Here is a 22,443-nt window from a genome sequence, read left to right on the forward strand (position 1 = left end):
CAAGCTCACTCGGACGGGCGGGTCGCGGTGACCTGCTCGGCCAGGAGCCGGACGCGGTCGGCGTGCTCGTCGTGGCCGACGACGACCGGCGGCTCGTTGTACGGCATCGCGTCCGACGAGCGGCGCAGCTTCACGTACTGGCCGCACGCGTCGATCGCGTACGGCTCCATGTCGTCCTGGAGCGCGCCGATCACCGTGATCCCGTGCGTCTCGCCGATCTTGCGGAACAGCGCGACGGCCTCCTTGCGGTGCTCCTTGCCGAGGTTGCGGCCGAGTTCGTCCAGCACCAGGCACAGCCGCCCGCCGCCCGCGCTCGCCAGCGCCGCCGCGCACACCAGCTTCACGGCCTTCTCGTCCATGAGCGCGGTGTTGGCGCGCCGGTTGTAGGGGACGTACCGCTGGCCCTCCGCGCGCCGCCACTTCGGCGTGACCCGCCACCGCCACTCCTGCTCGGGGTCGGCGGGCGGCTCGGGCGTGGGGAAGTCCAGCGTCGCGCCGTAGCCGCCGAACGCGGTGTCGAGCTTGTCGAACTCCTCCGCGACGCGCTGCAGCCGGGACCGGATCGCGGCGGTCAGCGCCGCCCGGTGCGCGTCGGCCGCGCCCGCCGCCTCCTCCGCGCCCTTGCGGGCGGTGACGAGGTCGGCGTGCCGGGCCGCGAGCTGCGTCTCGATCTGGTGGCGGCGGTGCCGCTCGTAGTCGGCCTGGTGGCGCAGGTAGCCGTCCAGCGCGGCGGCGAGCCGGGGGAACGTCGCCTGCTCGCGCTCGGTGCGGCGGCCCTCGCCCTCGGCGCGCTCGCGCAGCAGGAACCGGATCTCCTCGGGCGCGTCCTCGTCGGACGGGCCGTCGGGGAACGCCTGCCGCAGCGCCTCCGCGAGGTGCTGCTCGGCGGTGCGCCACCACTCGTCGGCCGTCCACGTCGCGGCGTCGGCGTCGAGGCCGGCGAGCAGGGCGTCGGCGGTGTCGCGCGGCTCGCCCCACGCCGCCGCCAGCTCCGCGACGCCGAGCGCGGTCCGGCGGGCGGCCAGCTCGGCGGCGGACGCGCGGACGCGGGCGCGGTCGCGCTCGCGGGCCTCGCGGCGACCGCGCAGCCGGTCCAGCTCCAGCGCGCGCGTGTCGGCGCGCGCCTGCCGCCGCCGCACCTCGCGTTCGGCCGCGTCCAGCTCCGGGGCCAGCCGCTCCTCTTCCCCGGCCAGCTCGGCGAGGCGTTCGCGCTGGTCGGCCATGTCGTCCCGGACGGCCGCCAGCTCCGCGCCCGCCCGCGCGCCCGCCAGCCGCCGCGCCGCCAGCGCCACGTCGGCGGCGGCGTCCTCGGCGCGCCCGGCCGCCGCGTCCCGCGCCGCGCACGCCTCGTCCAGCGCGGCGCGCGCCGCCCGGACCCGCGCCACGCGGCCCGTCACCGGCTCGGGGAAGCCGCCGACGACCACCGCCCCCGGCCCGCCGGCCGCGAGCGCGGCGAAGAACCCGGCGAGCGGGGCCGCGCAGCGGACGCCGTCCGGCGGGTCGCCGCCCGCGTCCGCCGGGACGATCATCGAGCCGGGCAGGCCCGCCAGCGCCGCGACCGCCGCGTCCAGCTCGTCCGCCGCGACGACGACGGCCTCCCGGTACGGCCACAGCGCCGTCTCCCACCGGTCGCGGACGGCGTCGTCCAGCTCGACCGCGTCCAGCAGCCCGACCGCCGCGACCCCCGCCGCCGCCAGCGCCCGGATCTGCGCGGGCGCGGTGCTCTCGCCCGCCTCGGCCTCCGCCAGCGCCCGCTCGGCCGCCGCGACCGCGCCGCGCGCCATGCCGAGCGCCTGCTGCGCCTCGTCGCGGCGGGTCTCGGCCGCCGCCAGCTCCGCCCCGGCCGCCGCCGCGTCCCGGCCGTCCGCCTCGCGCAGCCGGTCCTCCAGCGCGGGGACGCGCCGCCGCAGCTCCTCCAGCCGGTCGCGGGCGACGGCGACGTCCGCGCCGAGCCGGTCCGCGCGGCCCTTCACCGCCGCCAGTGCGGCCGCCGCCGCGCCCAGCTCGGCGTCCAGCGCGTCCCCGGCGACCTGCTCGATCTCCCGTTCGGCGGCGGCGAGCGCCGCCGCGATCCGCTCGCCCTCCGCCGCCAGCGCGTCCTCCTGCGCGGCGAGTTCCGCGTCGGCGGCGACCGCGTCGGCGAGCAGCCGCGCCCGCCGGACCCGCGCGCAGCGCAGCGCCTCGGCCGCCGCCGCGCGCGCCCGGTCGCGCCGGTCGAACGCGCGGAGCTGCGCCGCCGCGTCCCGCTCCCACGCCGCCAGCCGCTCGGCGGCCTCCGCCGCCTTCGCGCGCTCGCGGTGCTCGTCGGCGCGGGACGTGCGCTCGGCGTCCAGCTCCCGGTCCAGGCCGGTCAGCGCGGCGACGGCGCTGAAGATCCGGTCCGGCGGGATCTCGTTCAGCGGCTGCGACAGCAGGTTCGTCGCGACCTTCGACCGCACCGACGTCGACAGGAACGACACGCACCGGACCCGCCCGCCGTACAGGACGCGGCCGAGGTCCTTGGCGACGAAGTCGCGGCGGCCCGCGCTGCGGGGGAGCGCCGCCCAGATCCCGTCCGCCAGCGCCACGCGCTCGGCCTCGGACGGCGCGGCCGCCAGCCGGACGCCCGCCGTCCAGCGGATCTCCAGGTGCGGCGCGTCGGCGTTCACCCGCAGCCAGACCGTCAGCGGGCCGTCGTCGCCGTCGAACACGCCCGCGATGTAGCCGTGCTCCGCGCTCGCCCACCGGCTGTCGCCCTGCGCGGCCAGCTCCGCGTTGAACAGCAGCTCCGCGACCGCCCGCGCGCCCGACGCGAACCGCCACTGCTCGTCGCCCAGCAGCGCCGTGATCGCCGCGATGAACGACGACTTGCCCGCGCCGTTGGAGTCCTTCGGGCCCTGGCCCGCGACGACGATCAGCGTCCCCGGCACCGTCGGCACCGGATGCGTCGACAGCCGCGAGATGTTCACCGCCTGCACCGCGACCAGCGTGCGCCCCCCGACGACGTCCTCGGCGTCGGCGGCGGGCCGGGCCGCCGTCCCCGGCAGCGTCTCGGCCGTCATGCTTGCTCCCCCTCGTCGGACGCGGTGCGCGCGGCGCGGCGGCGCGCGCGGATCGCGGCGGCCAGCGGCGAGTCCGGGCCCGCCGCCAGGATCAGCTCCTCCTGGAGGCGGCGGCGCGCGCCCGGCGTCAGCCGGTGGAACTGCGGGCCCGGCACATAGCCGCCCGCGTCGTCCGCGCCCGCCTTCACCTGCGTCACCAGGCCCGCCGTCCGCAGCCGCCGCAGCGCCGCCTCCAGCTCGCCCACCGGGAGCTGCGAGCGGCGGCGCAGCTCGTCGGCCGCCGCCGGGTACGGCGACAGCCAGGTGTCCTCGTCCAGCAGGCCCGCCGCGCGCGGGATCGCCACCGCGTGGACGAGCACCAGCGTCAGCACCGCCCGGTCCTGCGGCGGCGGCGCGCACGCCGGGTCGGCGGCCAGCTCGGCGGCGACGTCGTCGTGGTAGCCGGACGTCCACTCGCGGCCGTACCGGATCAGCGTCCGGCCCGACAGCGCCAGCATCGCCGCGACCGTCCGGCGCAGCGCGGGCTCGCGCAGCGCCGGGAAGCGCACCTCCGGGACGGGCGCGGCGGCGTGCTCCACCGCCATGTACGCGGCGACCAGCTCCGCGCGCCGCCGCTCGTCGTAGGCGTCCAGCAGCGGTCCGAACAGCTCGCTCACGGCGCGGCCGCCCCCGGTCCGGGCATGCGGCGCAGCAGGTCCCGCAGCGGGCCCAGGGACTCCTCGCGCCACAGCGCCGTGCGCGGGCCGGGGCGGACGGTTCCCGCCGCCTCGTCCAGCAGCAGCCAGCCGGTGTCGGCCAGCCGCCGCAGCTCGCCCGTCGCCCAGCGGCCCGCCAGCGCCGCGTCGCCGCGCGTCATGCCCGCGTACACCGCCAGCACCGCCGCGACGGGCGCGGGCTCGCCCGGCCAGGGCGCGTCGTCCAGCGCCGTCCAGCAGCAGCGCAGCGCGGCGGCCAGGACGCGGCGGGCCTGCCCGGCGCGGTCCAGCGGCATCGGCGCGACCTCGTACTGCTCGAGCAGCGCGGGCGTCGCGCCGTCCGGCCAGGACGGCAGCAGCCACGCGCGCGGGCCGTCGGCGACGGCGGCCAGGCCGGGCGGCGCGGGGTCGGCCGCGCCCGTGCCGTCCGCGCCGAGCACGCGGGCGCGCGCCCGCGCGAGGATCTGCGGCGACCAGCTCACGCGTCCACCCGCTCGAACACGCCCGACGACAGCCACGCCGGGGCCGCGTCCGGCCGCGCCGCGAGCCCGTCCGACCAGACCAGGCGGTACGGCAGCTCCGGCCGCAGATGCGCCGCCGACAGGTCCGCCAGCAGCCGCCGCGCCGCCGCCCAGTCGCCGTCGAGCAGCGCTTCGACGGGCGCGCGGTCGCGGCCGCGCAGCACCCGCTCGGCGACGTCGCGGAGCCGGTCGGCCTCGGCGCTCCCGGCGTCCGCGCGGTCGGCCAGGCCGCCGTCCGGCAGCGCCGCGCGGGGCGGCGCGGGCCGCGCCGGGACCGCGCGCGGCGCGTCCGCGACGGCCGCGACGACGGCGGCGGGCTCGTGCCAGGGCGCGGGCGCGTCGAACACGAACCCGTCCAGGACGGCCGCCAGCTCGTCGCGGGACGCGGTCCGCGCGAACGTCCGCCACGTCTCCGGCGGCAGCAGCGTCAGGTTCCGGGTGAGGCCCGCCGAGTCCGACAGGCGCGCCGCCGCCCGCCGCGACGCGTCCCCGTAGGCGTACAGCGCGGCGCGCAGCTCGGTGCAGGCCCGGTCCAGCTCGGGCCAGCGCGACAGGATCGCGCCGTGCAGCCGCTCCGCGCCCGCCAGGATGTCCTCCGCGCCCCACAGCTTGGGGGCCTGCGCGCGCAGCTCCTCGATCGTGCCGTTCGTCAGCGTCACCAGCTCGACGCTCCACAGCCGGAACGCCCGCGCCAGCCCCTCCGCCCCGGCGCGCGCCTGCGCGGCCGTCATGCGCGGATCGGCGACGTTCAACCGCTCCAGCGCGAGCAGCCGGTGCATCTCGCTCTGCCCGCCGTCCAGCATCATCCGCCGGACGAACATCAGCCCGACGACGCTGGTGAACGACGCCCGGTACCGGAGCTGGTTCGGCTTGGGGAACACCTCCCGCACCGCGCCGAGCCCCCTGAGCACCCGCAGCCGGTTCTCGAACACCTCGGCCGGGTAGCGGCGGCACACGTACCGCATCTGCTCGCGGCTCAGCCCGTCCTCGCCCGCGTCCGCGAACGCGGCCAGCAGCGTCTCCGCGACGTCGACGAGCACGGGATCGTCGACGACCGCGCCGCTGTCGCGCGCGAGCGCCGCGAACATCTGCCGGTACACGCCGAGCACGGCCTCGCCCGCCAGCGCGTCGTCCAGGCTCGGAACGGATTCGGAGGACACGGCGACCTACCGTAATCCCACCCGCCGACAGAACGAGAATCCCGGCCACCGGCTCGGACCTCGCGGGACCTGACCGGGGGTGTGCGGGTTCCTGATCCGGACAGTCGAATCTGCAGACGATCGCCGGGCCGCGATGACAGACTCAGCGCAAGCACGTTCTGGTCGCGGGAACACGGTCCACCACTGAGCGCATGACGACGCAGAATCCTCCAGGCGGGAGCAACCTGCCGGCCGAAACCGACGTGTTCGTCGGGCGCGGCCGGGATGTCGCCGACCTGTGCGGCCTGGTGGCGTCCGAACGCGTGGTGACGCTGTGCGGGCCGGGCGGGATCGGCAAGACGCGGCTCGCGGTGCGCGTCGCGCGGTCGCTGGTCGGCGCGCATCCGGGCGGCGTCCGGTTCGTGGACCTCGCGGACGCGCCCGCCGACGGGCCGCCCGGCACGGTCGGCCGCCGGGTCGCGGCGGCGCTGGAGATCGCCGAGGACGACGACCGCGCCGCCGCCGGGGTCATCGCGGAGGCGGTCGGGGGCCGCGACGTCCTGCTCGTCCTGGACAACTGCGAGCACCTGGTCGAGGACTGCGCCGAGCTGGCCGGGGTGCTGCTGAGCCGCTGCGCGGGGCTGCGCGTCCTCGCGACGAGCCGCGAGCCGCTGCGGATGGCCGCCGAGACGGTGTTCCGGGTGCCGCCGCTGGAGCCCGGCGAGGCCGCCCAGTTGTTCATCGCGCGGGCGCGCGCGGTCCGCCCCGACTTCGCGGTGACCGACGCGGTCGGGGAGGTCAGCCGCGCGCTGGACGGCGTCCCGCTCGCGCTGGAGCTGGCCGCCGCCCGGGTCCGCGTCCTGTCGGCCGAGCAGATCGCGGCCCGGCTCACCGACCGGTTCCGCCTGCTCAGCGCGGGCGACCGGACCGCGCCGCCGCGCCAGCGGACGCTGCGCGCCGCCATCGACTGGAGTTACGAGTTGCTGGGCGACGCCGAACGCGTGATGCTGCGCCGCCTGTCGGTGTTCGCCGGCTGGACGCTCGCGCAGGTCGAGCAGGTCTGCTGCGACGACCCGCCCGCCCTCACCGGCCTGGACGGGAACGACCCGCTGGACCTGCTGACGGCCCTGTCCGACAAGTCCCTGGCCGTCGTCGCGGGCGAGGTCGCCGGGGAGACCCGGTTCCGCCTCCTGGACAGTATCCGCCAGTACGCCGCCGAGCACCTTTCGGCGGCGGGCGAGGACGCCGAGGTCCGCACCCGCCACCGCGACGCCGTCCTGGAGGCCGCCGAGCGGCACGCCGAGATCGCGCTGGCGGAGATCCCCGCGACGTGGGAGGAGCGCGTCGCGCTGTTCCAGCGCTACGACGCCGAGATGCAGAACGTCCGCGCCGCGCTCGCCTGGTCCCTGGACCGCGGCGAGTTCGAGGAGGGCCTGCGGATCTGCACCGCGCTGCGCACGTACTGGATCACGAGGGGCCGTCTCGGCGAGTGGATCGAGATGACCGACCGGTTCCTGGTCGGCGCGCTCGGCGCGCCCGCGTTCGTGTACGGGCCGGGCTGCGCGGGCCGCGCCCAGCTCGCGATCGGCGCGCGCGACCTGGACAACGCGCGGGTCTGGGCGGAACGCGCGCTGGAGCCGTGCCGCAAGGCCGGGGACGACTTCATGACGGCCGTCGCGCTGACGACCCTCGCCGAGACCGACGTCGCCGCCGGGCGGTTCGCCGAGGCCGTCGCGCGGCTCGACGAGGCCGACGCCGTCGCCGCCGCCGAACGGCAGGAGTGGAACCGCGCCTACGCCCGGCTCGTCCGGGGCCGGCTGCGCGTCCGGCAGGGCCGCCTGCGCGACGCCCGCGACCTGCTCGAACAGGGCCTGGCCGGGATGCGCGAGATCGGCCAGGAGTGGGGCGCGGCGCACGCGCTGTCCGGGCTCGGCCGCGTCGCGGCGCTGCGCGGCGACCTGGCGGCGGCCGACGCCTGCTACCGCGCCGCGCTGCCGCCGCTGGCGGAGGTCGGGGCGCGCCCCGAGCGGGCCCGCGCGCTCGCCGGGCTGGGCCGGGTCGCGCTGGCGCGCGGCGACGCGGCAGCCGCGCGCGGCGCGCTGACCGAGAGCCTGGAGCTGAGCCGCTCGACGGGCATCCGCGCGGACGTCGCCCGGTCGCTGCTGGCGTTCGCGGAACTCGCGGCGCGCGAGGGCGACGACCGGGGCGCGGTGGTCCTCGCCGGGGCGGGCACGGCGCTGCGGGACGCGGCCGCCGCCTCCGCCGGACCGCCCGCCGCCGCGCGGACGAGCCCCTACACCGCCGGCCCCTACACCACCGGCCCGCACACCGCCGGCCCCTACACCACCAGCCCGTACACCGCGCCGCGCACGCGCGCGGGCGGCGGCGCGCGGCTGGAGGGCCTGCTGGAGCCGATCCGGCGGCGGCTCGGCGAACCGCAGGTCGCGCGGCTGTGGGGCCAGGGCCGCGTCACCACGCAGGACGAGGCGGTCGCGCGGGCGCTGGCGGGCCCCTGCGCCGAGCCGGAGGCCGAGCCCGCGCCCGTCCCGCCGCTCGTGCCCGCGCCCAGCCCGCCCGGCGGCGGCGTGGTCGGCGCGGCGACGCCCGCGAGCACCCTCACCGCCCGCGAGCGGGAGATCGCCCGGCTCGTCGAACGCGGCCTCAGCAACCGGGGCATCGCGGAGGAACTGGTGATCAGTCCGGCGACCGTCGCCCGGCACGTCACCAACATTCTCGGCAAGCTCGGCTTCTCGTCCCGCTCCCAGGTGGCGGCGTGGGCAGTCGACCACATCCCGGAGGGAAGCCCGGAATGACCCCGGGGCCATGCGTACACACGGGTGCGGCCGCCGAATACGCACCCGGCTGCGCACTCTGGAGTATGCGCGGGACGGCCGGGCCCGCCTACCGTCTCGGCATGATCTCCCTCGGTGTGGGCGGGGGCGCCCTGATGACGATGACCATGACGATGGCGCAGGCCGTGTTCGGCGCGGCCGACGACCGCGTCCGCCACCCGCGCACCCGGACCCGGGCCGCGGTGGTCGACGCCGTCACCGGCCGCGGGCCGTCCCACGCCGAACTGGCCGCCGCCGTCGCCTCGGCGGCGGCCGGGCTGGCCCGGCGGGGCGTCGGCCCCGGGACGGTCGTGGCCGTCCACGTGCCCGACGGCCCCGAGTTCGCGCTGGCGCTGCACGCCGTCGCCGCCGCCGGGGCGGTCCCGTTCCCGGTGCGCGTCACGACGACGGCGGCGGAGCTGGCCCGGCTGGTCGACGCGGCCGGGGCGACGGTGCTGATCGGCTGGCCCGGCCTGGTCGAGCAGGCCCGCCGGACGCCCGGCCTGCGGCGGGTGTTCTGCTTCGGGCCCGGCGACGAGCGCGGCGCCGAGCCGTTCATGGGCCTGTTCACCGGCGGCGCCGCGCCCGACGTGGCCCTGGACCCGGCCCGCGACACGGCGCTGCTGGCGTCCACGCGCGGCGACGGCGGGCCGCCCCGGCCCGTCCCGCTCAGCCACGCCGAGGTCGTCGCGGGCCTGCTGCGCGTCGCGGACGCCGGGATGATCGGCGCGTCCGACACCGTCCTGTCCGGGGTGCCGTTCTCCGACGTCGTCGGCCTCAACGGGCTGCTGAACCCGGCGCTGCGGCTCGGCGCGACCGTCGTCGCCCGGCCCGGCACCGGCCACCACGACCTGCTGCGCGCCCTCCAGGACCACGAGGTCACCGTCGCGCTGCTGGACCCCGGGCAGGCCACGATGCTCGCCTACGACCCGGCCGTCGCCCGGTACCGGCTGCGGCTGCGCGCCGTCGTCGTCACCGCCGGGCCGCTGGACGCGCGGACGGCGCGGGCCTGCGCGCAGCGCCTCGGCTGCCCCGTCCGGCAGGCGTACGGGCTCGCCGAGGCGGGCGGCCTCACCCACCTCAACCTGCGCGCCGCCGAGGAATGCACCGCCGACTCGGTGGGGCGCGGCCTGCCCGGCGTGTCCTGGCGCGTCGTGGACCCCGCCACCGGCGCGGACCAGTCCGCCTACCAGCCGGGGGAGCTGTGCGTGCGGGTCGCCCCGGCGGGCGGCGAGCCGTCCCGGTGGCTGCCCGCCGGGGACTCGGCGTTCGCCGACGAGCACGGGCGGGTGTTCGTCCTCGGCCGCCTCGGCGGGCCACGGCCCGAGCCGCAGGCCGAGCCCGACGCGGTCCTCGCCGCGCATCCCGCCGTCCGCGACGCCGCCGTCGCGCCCGCGCCCGACCTGGACTTCGGGCTCGTCCCGCACGCGTTCGCGGTCCTCGCCGGGCAGGCCACCGAGCACGACCTGCTCGCGTACGTGAACGCGCACGTCCCGCCGAGCCGGGGCGTCGCCGCCGTCCACATCGTCGACGACATCCCGCGCACGCCCGGCGGCCGGGTCCGGCGGCGGGCGCTCCTGGAGCGGGCGGGGCTCGGATCATGACGCCGCTGACCTACACACCCTCTTACACAGGTCTGCGGATGTGGTGGCGAGGACCCCGCGCGTACGTTCGGCGCATGCTCGACGGACAGCCCGGCCGCGCGGCCGTGACGGAGACGACGGTGACCCAGGCGGTGCTCGCGGCGGCGCGGGAGCACGCCGACCGGGGCGCCGGCCGGCCCGCCCTGGTCGACCCGCACCGCGAACTCGACTACGGGCGGTTCGCCGCGTCGGTGCCCGCCGCCGCGACCGGGCTGCGCCGCCTCGGCGTCCGCACCGGCGACGTCGCGGCGATCCACGTCACCGGCGTCTGCGACCACGCGCTGGCCGTCCACGCGGTGACGGCGGCGGGCGCGGTGCCCGCCCCGCTGCCTGCGACCGCCGACGTGCCCGAGCTGGCCGCGATGATGACCGAGTGCGGCGCGCGGTTCCTGCTGACCGGTGCGGCGACCGCCGCCGAGGCGCTGGCCGCGACCGAGCGGTCCTACGTCCGGCAGGTGTTCGCGTTCGGGAACGTCCCCGGCGCGACGCCGTTCGCGCGGCTCGTCGAGGCGGGCGCGCCGCCCGTCGCGCCCGACCCGGGGCCCGAGCCCGTCGCGCCCGCCGACCCGCTGCGCGACCTCGCGCTGCGCCTCTGCGATCCTCCGGAGGGGATCACCCACGCCGAGCGGCTCGCCGACCTGCACCGCCTCGGCGGCGCGGCGGCCCTCGGCGTGGATGACGTGCTGGCCTGCCACCCGGGGGACTGCTCCATCCCCACCTGGGCGGGCCTGGTCGACCTGTGCCTCCTGCACGGCGCGACGCTCGCCGCCGTGCCGGAGCCGGGCCTGCCCGCGCTGCTGGCCGCGATCGGCCGGCACCGGGCCACGACGGCGGTGGTCACCCCCGCCAAACTGCGGGCGCTGGCCTTCGGCCACGCCGAGATCCCGGTCGGGGACGTCCGGCTCCTGGTCACCGGGCGCCCCGACCAGGACGTTCTGGCCGCATGCCGGGCACGGCGCGGCTGGATCGTCGTCCCGCTGGGATAGGGGGCGCGCCGCGCCGCCCGCGGCGCGCCCCTACGCGGGCCGGGGGATGGCCTTGTACTCCAGGTACGGGGCCAGTCCCTCGGGTCCGAGTTCGCGGCCGAGGCCGCTGTCCTTGTAGCCGCCGAACGGGGTGTTCGGGTCCAGGACGTACAGGTTCACGCCGCAGCTCCCGGTGCGGATGCGGCGGGCGACCTCGACGCCGTGGTCGACGTCGGCGGTCCACACCGAGCCGCCCAGGCCGTACTCGCTGTCGTTGGCGATGCGGACCGCGTCGTCCTCGTCGTCGTAGGCGAGCAGCGCGAGGACGGGCCCGAAGATCTCCTCCCGCGCGATGCGCATGTCCGGCGTGACGTCCCCGAACACGGTCGGCGCGACGTACCAGCCCCGGTCGTGCGGCCGGTCGAGCCCGCCGGTGATGACCTTGGCGCCCTCGTCCTGCCCGACGCGGATGTAGCCCTCGACGCGGTCGCGCTGGCGGCGCGCGGCGAGCGGCCCGATCTCGGTGCCGTAGTCGGCGGGGTCGCCGACCGCGAGGCCGCCGACCATCGCCGCGAGCGCGTCGGCGACCTCGGCGTAGCGGGAGCGGGGCGCGAGGACGCGGGTCTGCGCCGCGCACGCCTCGCCGTTGTTCATCAGCGACGCCATCTTCAGGCCCTCGACGGTCGCGGCGAGGTCGGCGTCGGGCAGGATGATCGCCGCGGACTTGCCGCCCAGCTCCAGCGTGCAGGCGCGCAACCGCCTGCCGCAGGCCGCGCCGATCGTCCGCCCGGCGGCGGTGGACCCGGTGAACGCGACCTTGTCGACGCCGGGGTGCTCGACCAGGTACGCGCCGACCTCCCGGCCCGCCGGGACGATGTTGACGACGCCCTCGGGGATGCCCGCCTCGCGGACCCACTCCGCGAGCAGGAACCCGTCCAGCGGCGCCTCCGGCGACGGCTTGGCCACGACCGTGCAGCCCGCGACGAGCGCCGGGGCGAGCTTCATCATCAGCGTGAACTGCGGGACGTTCCACGGGTAGATCGCCGCGACGACGCCCACGGGCTCGCGCGTCACCGTCACCGGGCCGAGCATCCCGGCCCGCTCCTCCTCGAACGGGAACTCCGCCGCGAGGTCCACGTAGTACTGGAGCACCATCTGCGGCAGCGCCGCCTGCCCGAAGATCGAGAACAGGATGGGGGAGCCCATCTCCTCGGTCACCAGGTCGGCCATCTCCTGCTGCCGCTCGGCGTAGATCGCCGACAGGCGGCCGAGCGCGGCGGCGCGCTCGGCCGGGGCCATGCGCGGCCAGGGGCCGTGGTCGAAGGCGCGCCGCGCGGCGGCGACGGCCGCGTCGATGTCGGCCTCGGTCCCGTCGGGGACGCGGCCGACGACCTCCTCGGTGTGCGGCGAGACGACGTCGATCGTCCCGGTGCCGGACGGGGCGGCCCACTCGCCGCCGATGAACAGCCGGTCGTGCTCGCGCATGCCGCCGTGCCTCCAAATTGACCGAATGCTTGCTTGGTATCTCAGCATCGCGGAGCCCCCGGAGATTGGCAAGAGTGTCGAGACTCCGAGTGAGACGCCAGTCTCATGCGCGGAACGTTCCCGGACGCGCTCGGCGACGCCGGGCTGCCCCCGGCCCTCGCCGACGCGGCCCCGGACCCCGGCCTGGACGGCGCCGTCCGCGCGTCCACCGCCGAGGGCGCCGCGCTCGTCGGCGAACCCGAGCCGAGCAGCCCCGTCGTCGCCGTCTCCGGCGCGGGCGGCGAGCGCTTCGCGTTCTCCGGCCCGGTCCTCTCGCGCGTCCCCCGCGGGGAGGACGCGGGCCGCCTGTGGGAGGGCGTGGTCCTGACGGCGTCCGTCGACGGCTTCCACGCCCTGCGCGGCCGCCCCCGCGCCGACCCCGACCCGGACTTCGAGATCGGCTGACGACCCGCGCCAGGACCGGCGGGGGCGCGCCGTCCCGGTCAGGGCGCGGGGGCCAGCAGAGCGAACGCGCGGTCGATCAGCTCCCGCCGGTCGGCCGCGGCGTCGCGGCGGAGCCATTCGCGCTCCGCGGCGTCCAGCGCCGCCGCCGCGCACGCGGTGAGCAGGTCGGCCGTGAACTCGTCGAGCCGGGCGCCGGGGCGCTCGCGCAGCGCGGCGGCGATCCGCCGGCGCATCCGCTCGCGCCTCTGGTGCAGGCGTGCGCGCAGCGCCGGAGTCGTGACTCCAAGAAAGCGGGCCAGGGAGGCGACGATGCGCGGCAAGACCGTTCTGGTGACGGGGAGTACCGGAGGAATCGGCAAGGAGACGGCGCGAGCGCTCGCCGCGAGGGGGGCGCGGGTCGTCCTGGTGGGCCGGGACCGCCGTCGCGCGGACGCCGCCGCCCGCGAGCTGGGCGCCGGCGGCGCGGCGGTGAGCGCGCTCACCGCCGACCTGTCCCGCCTGGCGGGCCTGCGCGCGCTCGCCGCCGAGATGAGCGCGCGGCACGACCGCGTCGACGTCCTCGTCAACAACCTCGGCGGCATGACCGCGTCGCGCGCGCTCACCGGCGACGGCGTCGAGACGACGTTCGCGACCAACGTTCTCGCGCCCTACGCCCTGACCTGCCTGCTGCTCCCCCTCCTGCGCGCCGCCCCGGCCGCGCGCGTGGTCAACCTCACCGGCGGGATTCGCGGCGGCCCGGTCGACCCGTCCAACCTGGAGGCGGAGAAACGCTTCCTCGGCTGGACGTTCTCGCAGTACAACCACGCCAAGACCGCGCTGATGGCGATGAGCCGCCGGTTCGCCGCCCGCCTCGCCGACGACGCGGTCACCGTCAACGTCGCTTACCCCGGCCACGCGCACACCCCGGGCAACCAGGCGATGACCGCCGCCGCGCTGCCCTACGCCTACCGGCCCCTGGCGCCGGTCCTGCGGTTCCTCGGCCCCCGGCTGCTGAACGACCTGGCCAAACCCGCCCGGTCCAGCGTCTACCTGGCCGCCAGCCCCGACATGGAGGGCGTCACCGGCGTCTACGTCGACGCCAGGGCCGAGCGCGCCCCCTGGCCCGCCGCCGTCCGCGACGAGTCCGTCTGCGACGCGGTCTGGGACAGATGCGAACGGCACAGCCGCCTGACCCCCTGAACGCGCCGGGGGACGCGGGCCGCTCAGTCCAGCAGATGCAAGTTGGGGGTCCGCGCCCGCTCGGCCAGCTCGGCCAGCTCGACGACCTCGATGCCCGCGGCGCGGAGCCGGTCGGCGCCGGTGGCCTCGACGAAGAGGTCGGGTTCCCGCCAGGCGAAGACGACGCGGCGGACGCCCGCCTCGATGATCAGTTCGGCGCACGGCCGGGGCCGCGAGGCGCGCCGGCCGCAGGGTTCGAGGCTGGAATACACGGTGGCGCCGCCGAGGTCGGTGCCGGGCGGGACGCGGCGGAGCGCGGACTCCTCGGCGTGGTCGTGGGGGTCGTCCTCGCGGGAGTGGCCGCGCGCGACGCGCGTCCCGTCGGCGGCGACGATGACGGCGCCGACGGAGTACGCGGTCTCCGACGGCGGGCACAGCGCGGCCAGGTCGCACGCCAGTTCGAGCCAGACGAGGTCGGCGTCGGTGGTGCCGGGGGGCGGCTCAGCCACGCGCGCCTCCGATGAGGTAGCGCAGCAGGGCGAGGTCCCCGATGCGGGTCACCGAGTCGAGCCGCATGGGCCGCGCGGGGCTCTGCGGGTACACGCCGGGCCCGGAGAAGCGGGGCGCGGCCGGGTCTCCGATGAAGAACGGCGCGACGACGAGCTGGAGCTCGTCCGCGAGCCCCTCGGTGAGGAAGCGCGTGTGGATGCCGCCGCCGCCCTCCACGATGAGCCGCCGCACGCCGCGCCCGGCGAGGTCGGCGAGGACGCCCGGCAGGCTGACGGGGTCGCCCGCGTCGACGACCTCGGCGCGGTCGCCCAGCCGGTCCGCGAGCGCCGCGACCGACCCGGACCCGGTGTAGACGAGCTTGGGCGACTCCCCGGTCGTGAAGAACCGCGACCCCGGGTCGAGGTCGCCGCTCCAGGTCAGCGTCACCTTGGTGAGGTCGCCGGGCAGGCCGCGCGCGATCCGCCGCTCCCGCCGCGCGGGGGAGCGCAGCAGCAGCTTGGGGTCGTCGCGGCGGACGGTGCCCGCGCCGACGAGGATCGCGTCGCAGGTCGCGCGGACCCCGTCGACCCGGTCGAAGTCGGCGGCGCTGGAGAGCCGCAGCCGCTCGGGGGAGGCGTCGTCGATGTAGCCGTCGGCCGACATCGCGCAGCTCAGCAGCGTGTAGGGGCGGTCGCTCACGTGATCACTCTACGGGGCGCGGCGCGGCCCCGTCCGGCGGGCCAGCATGCCGGGCATGTCGGCACTCGGCCGCCCTTCCCGCCGTCCGGTTCGCCACCGATTCGCGGCGGACGTGACATTTCCCGTGCTTCCGCGCCGTCCGGCGTTTCCCCGCGCGGACGTCGGTCCCGGTCCCTAGGGTGTCGTCTCGACATGCGAATCCTCCACACCTCCGACTGGCACCTCGGCCGCTCCTTCCACCGCGAGGACCTGCTCGGCGCGCAGGCCGCGTTCGTCGACCACCTGGTGGACACCGTCCGGGCCGAGCGCGTGGACTGCGTGCTGGTGTCCGGCGACGTCTACGACCGCGCGCTGCCCGGCGTCGAGGCCGTCCGGCTGTGCGACGAGGCGCTGGCGCGGCTCGCGGCGCTGGGCGTTCGCGTCGTGCTCATCGCGGGCAACCACGACTCGACGCGGCGGCTCGGGTTCGGGTCGGCGCTGATGGACGCGGCGGGCGTCCACGTCCGCGCGGACTTCGCGAGTGTCGGGGAGCCCGTCGTGGCGGACGGCGTCGCGTTCTACGCCGTCCCCTATCTGGAACCGGAGCTGGTCCGCGCGCCGTGGGAGCTGACCGAACGCGGCCACACCGCCGCGCTCGGGGAGGCGATGCGCCGCGTCCGCGCGGACCTTTCGGCGCGGCCGGGCGTGCGGTCGGTGGTGCTCGCGCACGCGTTCGTCACCGGCGGCGAGGCCAGCGACAGCGAGCGGGACATCAGCGTCGGCGGCGCGGCGAACGTGCCGGTGTCGGTGTTCGACGGGTTCGACTACGTCGCGCTCGGGCACCTGCACGGGCGGCAGCGGATGACCGACCGCGTCCGGTACTCGGGGTCGCCGCTGGCGTACTCGTTCTCCGAGGCGAACCACCTCAAGGGCTCGTGGCTGGTGGACCTCGCGGGCGACGGGTCGCTGGCCGCCGAGTTCGTCGAGGCGCCCGTCCCGCGCCGCCTCGCGAAGCTGCGCGGCGACCTGGAGGACCTGCTGGCCGACGCGCGGCACGACGCCGTCGCGGACCACTGGCTCCAGGTCACGCTGACCGACGAGCAGCGGCCGTCCGGCGCGATGGAGCGGCTGCGCCGCCGGTTCCCGCACACGCTCGTCCTCGGGTACGAGCCGCGCGGCGGCGGCGCACCCGTCCGCGCCTACGCCGAGCGGCCCGCCGAGCGCAGCGAACTCGACCTGGCCGCCGACTTCGTCGCGGAGGTCACCGGCGCGCCCGCCGCCGAGCGGGAGCGCGAACTGCTGGACGCGGCGTTCCGCGCCGTCCGGGGCGAGGAGGCCCGCGCATGAGGCTGCACCGGCTGCGCATCACCGCGTTCGGCCCGTTCCCCCGCACCGAGGACATCGACTTCGACGCCCTGTCGGACGCGGGGCTGTTCCTGATCCGGGGCCGCACGGGCGCGGGCAAGACGAGCGTCCTGGACGCGGTGTGCTTCGCGCTGTACGGGCAGGTCCCCGGCGTCCGCAACGCGGTGAAGGGCTTCCGCAGCGACCACGCCGAACCCGGTCTGGCCCCGGCGGTGATGCTGGAGACGACGATCCGGGGGCGGCGGCTGCGCGTCACCCGCTCGCCCGCCTGGGACCGTCCCAAACTGCGCGGAACGGGCACGACGACCGAGAAGGCCAAGACGCTCCTGGAGGAGTTCGAGGACGGCGCCTGGACGGGCCTGTCCACCCGCAACGACGAGGCGGGCGAGGTCGTCCAGCGGCTGCTCGGCATGAACGCCGCCCAGTTCTGCCAGGTCGCGCTGCTGCCGCAGGGCGAGTTCGCCGGGTTCCTGCGGTCGGGCGCGGAAGAGCGCCGCAAGGTGCTGGAGAAGCTGTTCGCCGCCGAGGCGTTCGCCAAGGCCGAGAAGTGGCTGGCCGACCACCGCGCCGCCGCGTTCCGCGCGGTCGAGGACCGCGCGGCGGACGTCCGGTCCGTCGCGGACCGCATCGCGGAGGCCGCCGGGACCGCGTCGCCGCTGGACGCGCGGGGCCGGGTGCCCGCGCCGCGCCCCGCCGACGCCGAACCCGTCCTGGACCTGGCCGTCCTGCCCGGCTGGGCGGCGGGCCTGGCCGCCGACCTGGCCGCCGCCCGGGACGCGGCGCGCGCCGCCGCCGCCGGCGCGGACGCCGTGTTCGAGGCGGCCCGCGCCGACCTCGACGCCGCCCGCGCGCTCGCGGAGAAGCAGGCCCGGCGCGCCGCCGCGCTCGCCCGCCGCGCCGAGCTGGAGACGCACGCGCAGTACCGGTCCGACCTCGGCGCGCGGTTGGACGCGGCCGAGCGCGCGGGCCGCGTCCTGCCGCACGTCCGGAACGAGGAGGAGCGGCGGCACCGCGCGACGCAGGCCGAGCGCCGCGCCGACGAGACCGCCGCCCGCGTCGCCGCGCTGCTGCCGCCGGGCGCGTCCGACGACGTCCTGGGCAAGGCCGAGGACACGCGGCGCGACGAGATCGCGGTCCTGGAGGGCCGCCGCGCCGACGCCGTCCGCCTCCGCGAGATCGCCGCCGAGCGCGAGCGCATCGCCCGCGAGATCACCGACCTGACGGCCGCGATGGAACGCGCCGACGCCGCGCTCGCCGGGCTGCCCGACCGCATCGACGCCCGCCGCGCCGCGCTGGTCGCCGCGAAGGAGGCCGCCGCCGCGCTGCCCGGCGTCCGCGCGGCCGTCCAGGACGCCGCCCGCCGCCGCGACGCCGCCCGCGAGCGCGACCGCGTCGCGGCACGCCTCGCCGCCGCCCGCGAAACACACCGCGACGCCGTGGAGAACGCGCAGCGCGCCAAGGACCACGAGCTGGCGCTGCGGCAGGCCCGCCTCGACGGCATGGCCGCCGTGCTGGCCGCCGAACTGGCGGCGGGCGAGCCGTGCGCGGTGTGCGGCGCGACCGAGCACCCCGCGCCCGCCGTCCCGACCGCCGACCTGCCCGACGCGGCGGCCGTCCAGGACGCGCAGGCCGCCGCCGACCGCGCGAACGCCGCCCGCGAGGGGGCCGCCGCGCGGGTGGAGGGGCTCGCCGCCGAGCACGCCGCGCTGACCGACCGGGCCGGGGACGCGCCCGCCGCCGACCTCGACGCCGCCCTCGACGCGGCGCGGCGCGAGCTGGCCGACGCCGAGCGGCGCGCCGAGCACGCCGCGCTGGAATCGGCGCTCGCCGCCGACGAGGACGCGCTCGCCCGCGCCCACGAGGCTCGCGCCGACCACGACCGCAAACTGTCCGAGCGCCGCGCCCGCGCCGACGACCGCGCCGCCGAGCACGCCCGCCTGCGCGCCGACCTGGAACTGGCGCGCGGCGACGACCCGTCCCTGGACGCCCGCGCCGACCGGCTCCGCCGCGAGGCCGACGCGCTGCGCGCCGCCGCCGACGCCGCCCGCGACCGCGCCGTCGCCCGCGACGAGCTGGCCGCCGCCCGCGCCGCCCTGCGCACCGCGCTCGCGGACGAGGGGTTCCGCACCCCCGACGACGTCCGCGCCGCCGCCCTCGACGACGAGACGGCGGGCAACCTGCGCGACCGGCAGCGCCGCTTCGACGCCGAGGCCGCCGTCGTCGCCCGCGACCTGGCCGACCCCGCGCTGCGCGCCGCCGCCGACGCCCCCGCGCCCGACCTCGCCGCGCTGGAGACCGCGTTCGCCGTCGCGGACGCCGTCCGCACCGCCGCCGCGTCCGCCGCCGACCGCGCCGCGCACCGCTGCGAACGCATCGACACCCGCCGCGCCGAACTCGCCGCCGCGATCGGCGCGTGGCGGCCCGCCGCCGCCGAGCACGCCGTCGCCGCGCGCCTCGCGGGCCTCGCCTCCGGCAAGGACGCCGCGAACCGCTGGAGCATGTCGCTGTCGGCGTACGTCCTGGCCGCGCGGCTCCGGCAGGTCGTCGCCGCCGCCAACGAACGCCTCGGCCGCATGTCGTCGGGCCGGTACGTGCTGGACCACACCGTCGAGAAGGCGGCGGGCGACCGCAGCAAGAGCGGCGGCGGCCTCGGCCTGCGCGTCCTGGACGCGTGGACCGGGCGGCACCGCGACCCGGCGACGCTGTCGGGCGGCGAGTCGTTCATCACCTCCCTCGCCCTCGCGCTCGGCCTCGCGGACGTCGTCACCGCCGAGGCGGGCGGCACCGAGATCAACACGCTGTTCGTGGACGAGGGCTTCGGCACGCTGGACGAGGACACCCTGGACGAGGTCATGGACGTCCTGGACGGCCTGCGCGACGGCGGCCGGGCGGTCGGCGTCGTCAGCCACGTCGTGGAACTGCGCGACCGCGTCCCCGCCCAACTGCACGTCCGCAAGGAGCGCGCGGGCTCCACCACCGCCGTCCACGCCTGACCCCGCGCCGTCCCCGCAGGGCCGCCGCGCCTACGGTGGATCTTGTGGAACAGCTCGGCCTGGTGTTCATCGTCCTGTTCGCGGCGGTCCTCGCGGAGCCGCTGAGCCGCCGCATCGGCCTGTCGTCGGCCGTGCTGATGACGGTGTTCGGCTGCGTGCTCGCGGTGATCCCGGCCGTCCCGAACATCCAGATCGAGCCCCGGCTGATCCTGCCGCTCGTCCTGCCGCCGCTGCTGTACGCGGCGGCGCGCCGCACGTCGTTCCGGCAGTTCGTGGAGGACTGGGCGGCGATCACCGCGCGGGCCGTCGCGCTGGTGCTGGTGACGACGGCGGCGGTCGCGGCCGCGTTCCACGCCCTGCACCCGGCCGTGCCGGTCGCGGCGGCCGTCGCGCTCGGCGCGCTGGTCGCGCCGCCCGACCCGGTCGCGGCGACGGCGCTGGCGTCCAAGCTCGGCCTGCCGCGCCGCCTGGTGTCGGTGCTGGAGGGCGAGGGGCTGTTCAACGACGTCACGGCGATCGTCGTCTACACGGTCGCCGTCGAGGCCGTCGTGACCGGGCACTTCTCGGCGTGGCACGCGGTGGGCGCGTTCCTGCTGTCGGCGGTCATCGCGGTCGCGGTCGGGTCGGTGCTCGGGTGGGCGGCGGGCCGCATCATGGACTTCCTGGACGAGGCGGTGTGGAAGGTCGCGCTGAGCCTGCTCGTCCCGTTCGCCGCGTACGGGTTCGCGGAGGCGTTCGAGGCGTCCGGCGTCCTCGCCGTCCTGGTGTGCGCGCTGTACCTCACCGAGCAGGCCACCGCCGTGGACGACAGCTCGTACCGGCTCGTCGGGGACTCGTTCTGGGAGGTCATCGAACTGCTCGTCAGCGGGTTCGCGTTCGGCCTCATCGGACTGGAGCTGGCGACGGTGCTCGCGACCACCGGGACGTCGTGGCGCGGCATGGTCGGCAGCGCGGCGGCGGTCGTGGCCGTGGTCGTGCTGCTGCGGCTCCTGTGGCTGCTGGTGACGTACTGGGCGTTCCGCGGCCGCCACCGGGACCACGTCCTGGACGAGCCGTACACCTGGAAGGAGACCATCGTCACCTGGTGGGCCGGGATGCGCGGCGTCGCGTCCGTCGCGCTCGCGCTGGCGATCCCGCTCACCACCGAGCAAGGCGCGCCGTTCCCCTACCGCGCCGAGATCATGGTGACGGCGTTCGGCGTCGTTCTGTTCACGCTGCTCGTCCAGGGACCGACGCTCCCGCTCGTCGTCAGGTGGACGGGCGTCACCGCCGACACCGCCCTCGAACGCCGCATGGAGCGCGAGCTGTGGGGCCGCGTCCTGCGCGCGGAACTGCGGCGGCTCAAGGAGATCGCCGCCGAGCGCGGCGACATCCCCGACGAGACGTACGAGCGCATGCGCGACGCGTTCGTCCAACGCCTCGCCCAGGCCGACCCCGAGGCCGCGGGCGACGAGGAGGCCACCGCCAGGGCCCGCCTCGGCCGCCGCCGCGTGAAGGAGATGCGCGCCATCCAGCAGGAGGTCCTGTCCGCGGGCCGCCGCGAGGCCCTCTCCGCCCGCCGCGAACCCGGCATGCCGCCCGACCTGGTCGACCGCGTGATGCGACGCCTGGACCTCCGCTCCGAACGGCCCTGACATCGCGTTTTGGCCACGGGCGGCGGGGGAGGGGCGGGGCTCCGTGACCACGGTGAAAGGGAGGGGCGACCCGATGTCCCACGTCGAGCACAAGATCCGCGGCAAGCACCCCTACCAGCAGGAGGTGACCTCGCCCGACGAGCACGAGGAGCGCGAGGGCCGCAGCCTCATCACGACCGACCACGGCGTGATCCGGCAGTGGGCCGAGGAGCGCGGCGCGCGTCCGGCGACCGTCCCCGGCAGCGAGTACGACGGGCGGCCCGGCCGCCTCCTGCTGAACTTCCCCGGCTACAGCGGCGAGAACCTGGAGGAGATCTCCTGGGACGACTGGTTCGAGACGTTCGAGGAGCGCAAGCTGAACTTCCTCTACCAGGAGCACAAGAAGGACGGCACCCCGAGCAACTTCTTCCGCCTGGAGAACCCCAACACGGATTAGCTCACTCCAGCTCGCCCAGCGCCCGGACTCCGCCGGCCACCACCGGGGGGACCGGGCGCCGCCGCGCGAGGGCGGCGGGCAGCCGCCGCAGCAGACCCGCGAACGCGCCGCGCGCCGCCGGGTTGCGCACGGACCGCGCGGCGAGCGCCAGCGTCCCCGCCAGCGCCCGCCCGCGCGGGAGCCGCATCCACGCGACGAGCAGGTCGTTGCGCCGGTGCAGCGCCCACCGCTCGGGCGGCGCCTCGCGCTCGGCGGCGGGCGCGTGCCGGGCGACGACCTGTTCCGCGTACGCCAGGCCCCAGCCGCGCGCCGCGAGGTCGAGCGCGAGCAGGCTCTCCTCGCCGCCGAAGAACAGCAGGTCGTCGAAGCCGCCCGCCGCGAGGAACGCGTCCCGCCGGACGATCGCCGCGCACGCGGGGAACCCCAGCACCGACGGGCCGGGCAGGTCCGGGGCGCGCCCGAGCCGGGCCGCGCCCATCTTGCGGGACACCAGGTCGGTCTCGGCGTCGTCCGCCGGGCCGAGCCGGACGCGGCCGACGAGCACGGCGAGCCGCGGGTGCTCGTCGAACAGCCGCGCGGCCGTCCCGAGCGCGTCCGGCTCCCACCAGGAGTCGTCGTCGCTGAACGCGACATAGGGCGTCTCGGCCAGCCGGACGCCCGTGTTGCGCGCGCAAGCCCCCCGGTTCCCCCCGAGTTCCACCAGCCTGACCTGCGGGAACCGGGCGCGGACCGCCTCCGGCCCGCCGTCGCGCGACCCGTTGTCCACGACGATCACCGGCGGCCCGCCGGGCAGCGCGGTGAGCCGCGCCAGCGTCCGGAGCAGCGTCGCGCGCCGGTCCCGGGTGGCGATCACGATCGTCGTCGCGGCGGCCGTCAACTCGTTCACCTCCGAGCGGGGAGGCTCCGCCTACCCGGCGCGTCCGGCG

Annotated in this window: 18 protein-coding genes; 9 read left to right on the top strand and 9 right to left on the bottom strand. The window is 77.6% G+C overall.

The window, feature by feature from the left end; genetic code table 11:
* Positions 1–5 precede the first annotated feature (5 nt).
* The 4 genes from G339_RS0113215 to G339_RS0113230 are packed head-to-tail and all read right to left on the bottom strand — an operon-like array spanning position 6 to position 5,417.
* On the bottom strand, positions 6–3,041 hold the full coding sequence (locus tag G339_RS0113215) for a chromosome partitioning protein ParA (RefSeq protein WP_026341405.1): 3,036 nt from the start codon (positions 3,039–3,041) through the stop codon (positions 6–8).
* Positions 3,038–3,697, bottom strand: coding sequence for a DprA-like winged helix domain-containing protein (locus G339_RS0113220; protein WP_019631562.1), 660 nt, complete (start codon positions 3,695–3,697; stop codon positions 3,038–3,040). The genes G339_RS0113215 and G339_RS0113220 overlap by 4 nt, the downstream gene beginning before the upstream one ends.
* Entirely contained in the window at positions 3,694–4,218 is a 525-nt protein-coding gene (locus G339_RS0113225; RefSeq protein ID WP_019631563.1) for a hypothetical protein, read from the bottom strand. The genes G339_RS0113220 and G339_RS0113225 overlap by 4 nt, the downstream gene beginning before the upstream one ends.
* On the bottom strand, positions 4,215–5,417 hold the full coding sequence (locus G339_RS0113230) for a hypothetical protein (protein ID WP_019631564.1): 1,203 nt from the start codon (positions 5,415–5,417) through the stop codon (positions 4,215–4,217). The genes G339_RS0113225 and G339_RS0113230 overlap by 4 nt, the downstream gene beginning before the upstream one ends.
* Positions 5,418–5,608: 191 nt before the next feature.
* Between G339_RS0113230 and G339_RS0113235 the strand changes: the two genes are divergently transcribed.
* The 3 genes from G339_RS0113235 (at position 5,609) to G339_RS0113245 (ending at position 10,856) form a co-directional block, all read left to right on the top strand.
* A complete protein-coding gene (locus G339_RS0113235; protein ID WP_026341406.1) occupies positions 5,609–8,209 on the top strand; it encodes a LuxR C-terminal-related transcriptional regulator in 2,601 nt (866 codons plus the stop codon).
* Between the two features lie 101 nt (positions 8,210–8,310).
* Positions 8,311–9,831, top strand: a complete 1,521-nt coding sequence (locus G339_RS0113240) for an AMP-binding protein (protein ID WP_019631566.1) — start codon at positions 8,311–8,313, stop codon at positions 9,829–9,831.
* A 74-nt stretch (positions 9,832–9,905) separates the two neighbouring features.
* The gene (locus tag G339_RS0113245) at positions 9,906–10,856 is read left to right on the top strand and encodes an AMP-binding protein (protein WP_019631567.1); all 951 of its coding nucleotides are present in this window, start codon (positions 9,906–9,908) and stop codon (positions 10,854–10,856) included.
* Between the two features lie 30 nt (positions 10,857–10,886).
* Here G339_RS0113245 and G339_RS0113250 read toward each other — a convergent pair whose 3' ends face one another.
* Positions 10,887–12,320: an aldehyde dehydrogenase gene (locus G339_RS0113250; protein ID WP_019631568.1), complete on the bottom strand. Its 1,434-nt coding sequence runs from the start codon at positions 12,318–12,320 to the stop codon at positions 10,887–10,889.
* 105 nt (positions 12,321–12,425) lie between these two features.
* Between G339_RS0113250 and G339_RS33550 the strand changes: the two genes are divergently transcribed.
* Positions 12,426–12,764 carry a mycothiol-dependent nitroreductase Rv2466c family protein gene (locus G339_RS33550; protein ID WP_019631569.1) on the top strand — a complete coding sequence of 113 codons (339 nt, stop codon included), beginning with the start codon at positions 12,426–12,428 and terminating at the stop codon, positions 12,762–12,764.
* A gap of 38 nt (positions 12,765–12,802) precedes the next feature.
* Here G339_RS33550 and G339_RS40845 read toward each other — a convergent pair whose 3' ends face one another.
* A complete protein-coding gene (locus tag G339_RS40845) occupies positions 12,803–13,123 on the bottom strand; it encodes an acyl-CoA-like ligand-binding transcription factor (RefSeq protein ID WP_169514730.1) in 321 nt (106 codons plus the stop codon).
* Between G339_RS40845 and G339_RS0113265 the strand changes: the two genes are divergently transcribed.
* Positions 13,074–13,943 carry an SDR family NAD(P)-dependent oxidoreductase gene (locus G339_RS0113265; protein WP_019631571.1) on the top strand — a complete coding sequence of 290 codons (870 nt, stop codon included), beginning with the start codon at positions 13,074–13,076 and terminating at the stop codon, positions 13,941–13,943. The genes G339_RS40845 and G339_RS0113265 overlap by 50 nt on opposite strands.
* A 23-nt stretch (positions 13,944–13,966) precedes the next feature.
* Here G339_RS0113265 and G339_RS0113270 read toward each other — a convergent pair whose 3' ends face one another.
* Positions 13,967–14,431: a deaminase gene (locus G339_RS0113270; protein WP_019631572.1), complete on the bottom strand. Its 465-nt coding sequence runs from the start codon at positions 14,429–14,431 to the stop codon at positions 13,967–13,969.
* Positions 14,424–15,110, bottom strand: a complete 687-nt coding sequence (locus G339_RS0113275) for a RibD family protein (protein WP_019631573.1) — start codon at positions 15,108–15,110, stop codon at positions 14,424–14,426. Before G339_RS0113275 ends, G339_RS0113270 begins: the two co-directional genes overlap by 8 nt.
* 192 nt (positions 15,111–15,302) lie before the next feature.
* Here G339_RS0113275 and G339_RS0113280 point away from each other — a divergent pair, with 192 nt between their 5' ends.
* The 4 genes from G339_RS0113280 to G339_RS33560 all read left to right on the top strand — a co-directional run bounded on the left by G339_RS0113280 (position 15,303) and on the right by G339_RS33560 (position 21,517).
* A complete protein-coding gene (locus tag G339_RS0113280; RefSeq protein WP_019631574.1) occupies positions 15,303–16,436 on the top strand; it encodes an exonuclease SbcCD subunit D in 1,134 nt (377 codons plus the stop codon).
* On the top strand, positions 16,433–19,447 hold the full coding sequence (locus G339_RS0113285) for an AAA family ATPase (protein WP_019631575.1): 3,015 nt from the start codon (positions 16,433–16,435) through the stop codon (positions 19,445–19,447). The genes G339_RS0113280 and G339_RS0113285 overlap by 4 nt, the downstream gene beginning before the upstream one ends.
* 44 nt (positions 19,448–19,491) lie before the next feature.
* Positions 19,492–21,081: a Na+/H+ antiporter gene (locus G339_RS0113290; RefSeq protein ID WP_019631576.1), complete on the top strand. Its 1,590-nt coding sequence runs from the start codon at positions 19,492–19,494 to the stop codon at positions 21,079–21,081.
* Positions 21,082–21,154: 73 nt separating this feature from the next.
* Entirely contained in the window at positions 21,155–21,517 is a 363-nt protein-coding gene (locus tag G339_RS33560; protein ID WP_019631577.1) for a hypothetical protein, read from the top strand.
* A 1-nt stretch (position 21,518) separates the two neighbouring features.
* Here the strand turns inward: G339_RS33560 and G339_RS0113300 are convergent, their stop codons facing one another.
* On the bottom strand, positions 21,519–22,394 hold the full coding sequence (locus G339_RS0113300; protein WP_019631578.1) for a glycosyltransferase family 2 protein: 876 nt from the start codon (positions 22,392–22,394) through the stop codon (positions 21,519–21,521).
* Positions 22,395–22,443: the final 49 nt, after the last annotated feature.

The organism is Actinomadura atramentaria DSM 43919 (assembly GCF_000381885.1).
GTDB classification, from domain to species: domain Bacteria; phylum Actinomycetota; class Actinomycetes; order Streptosporangiales; family Streptosporangiaceae; genus Spirillospora; species Spirillospora atramentaria.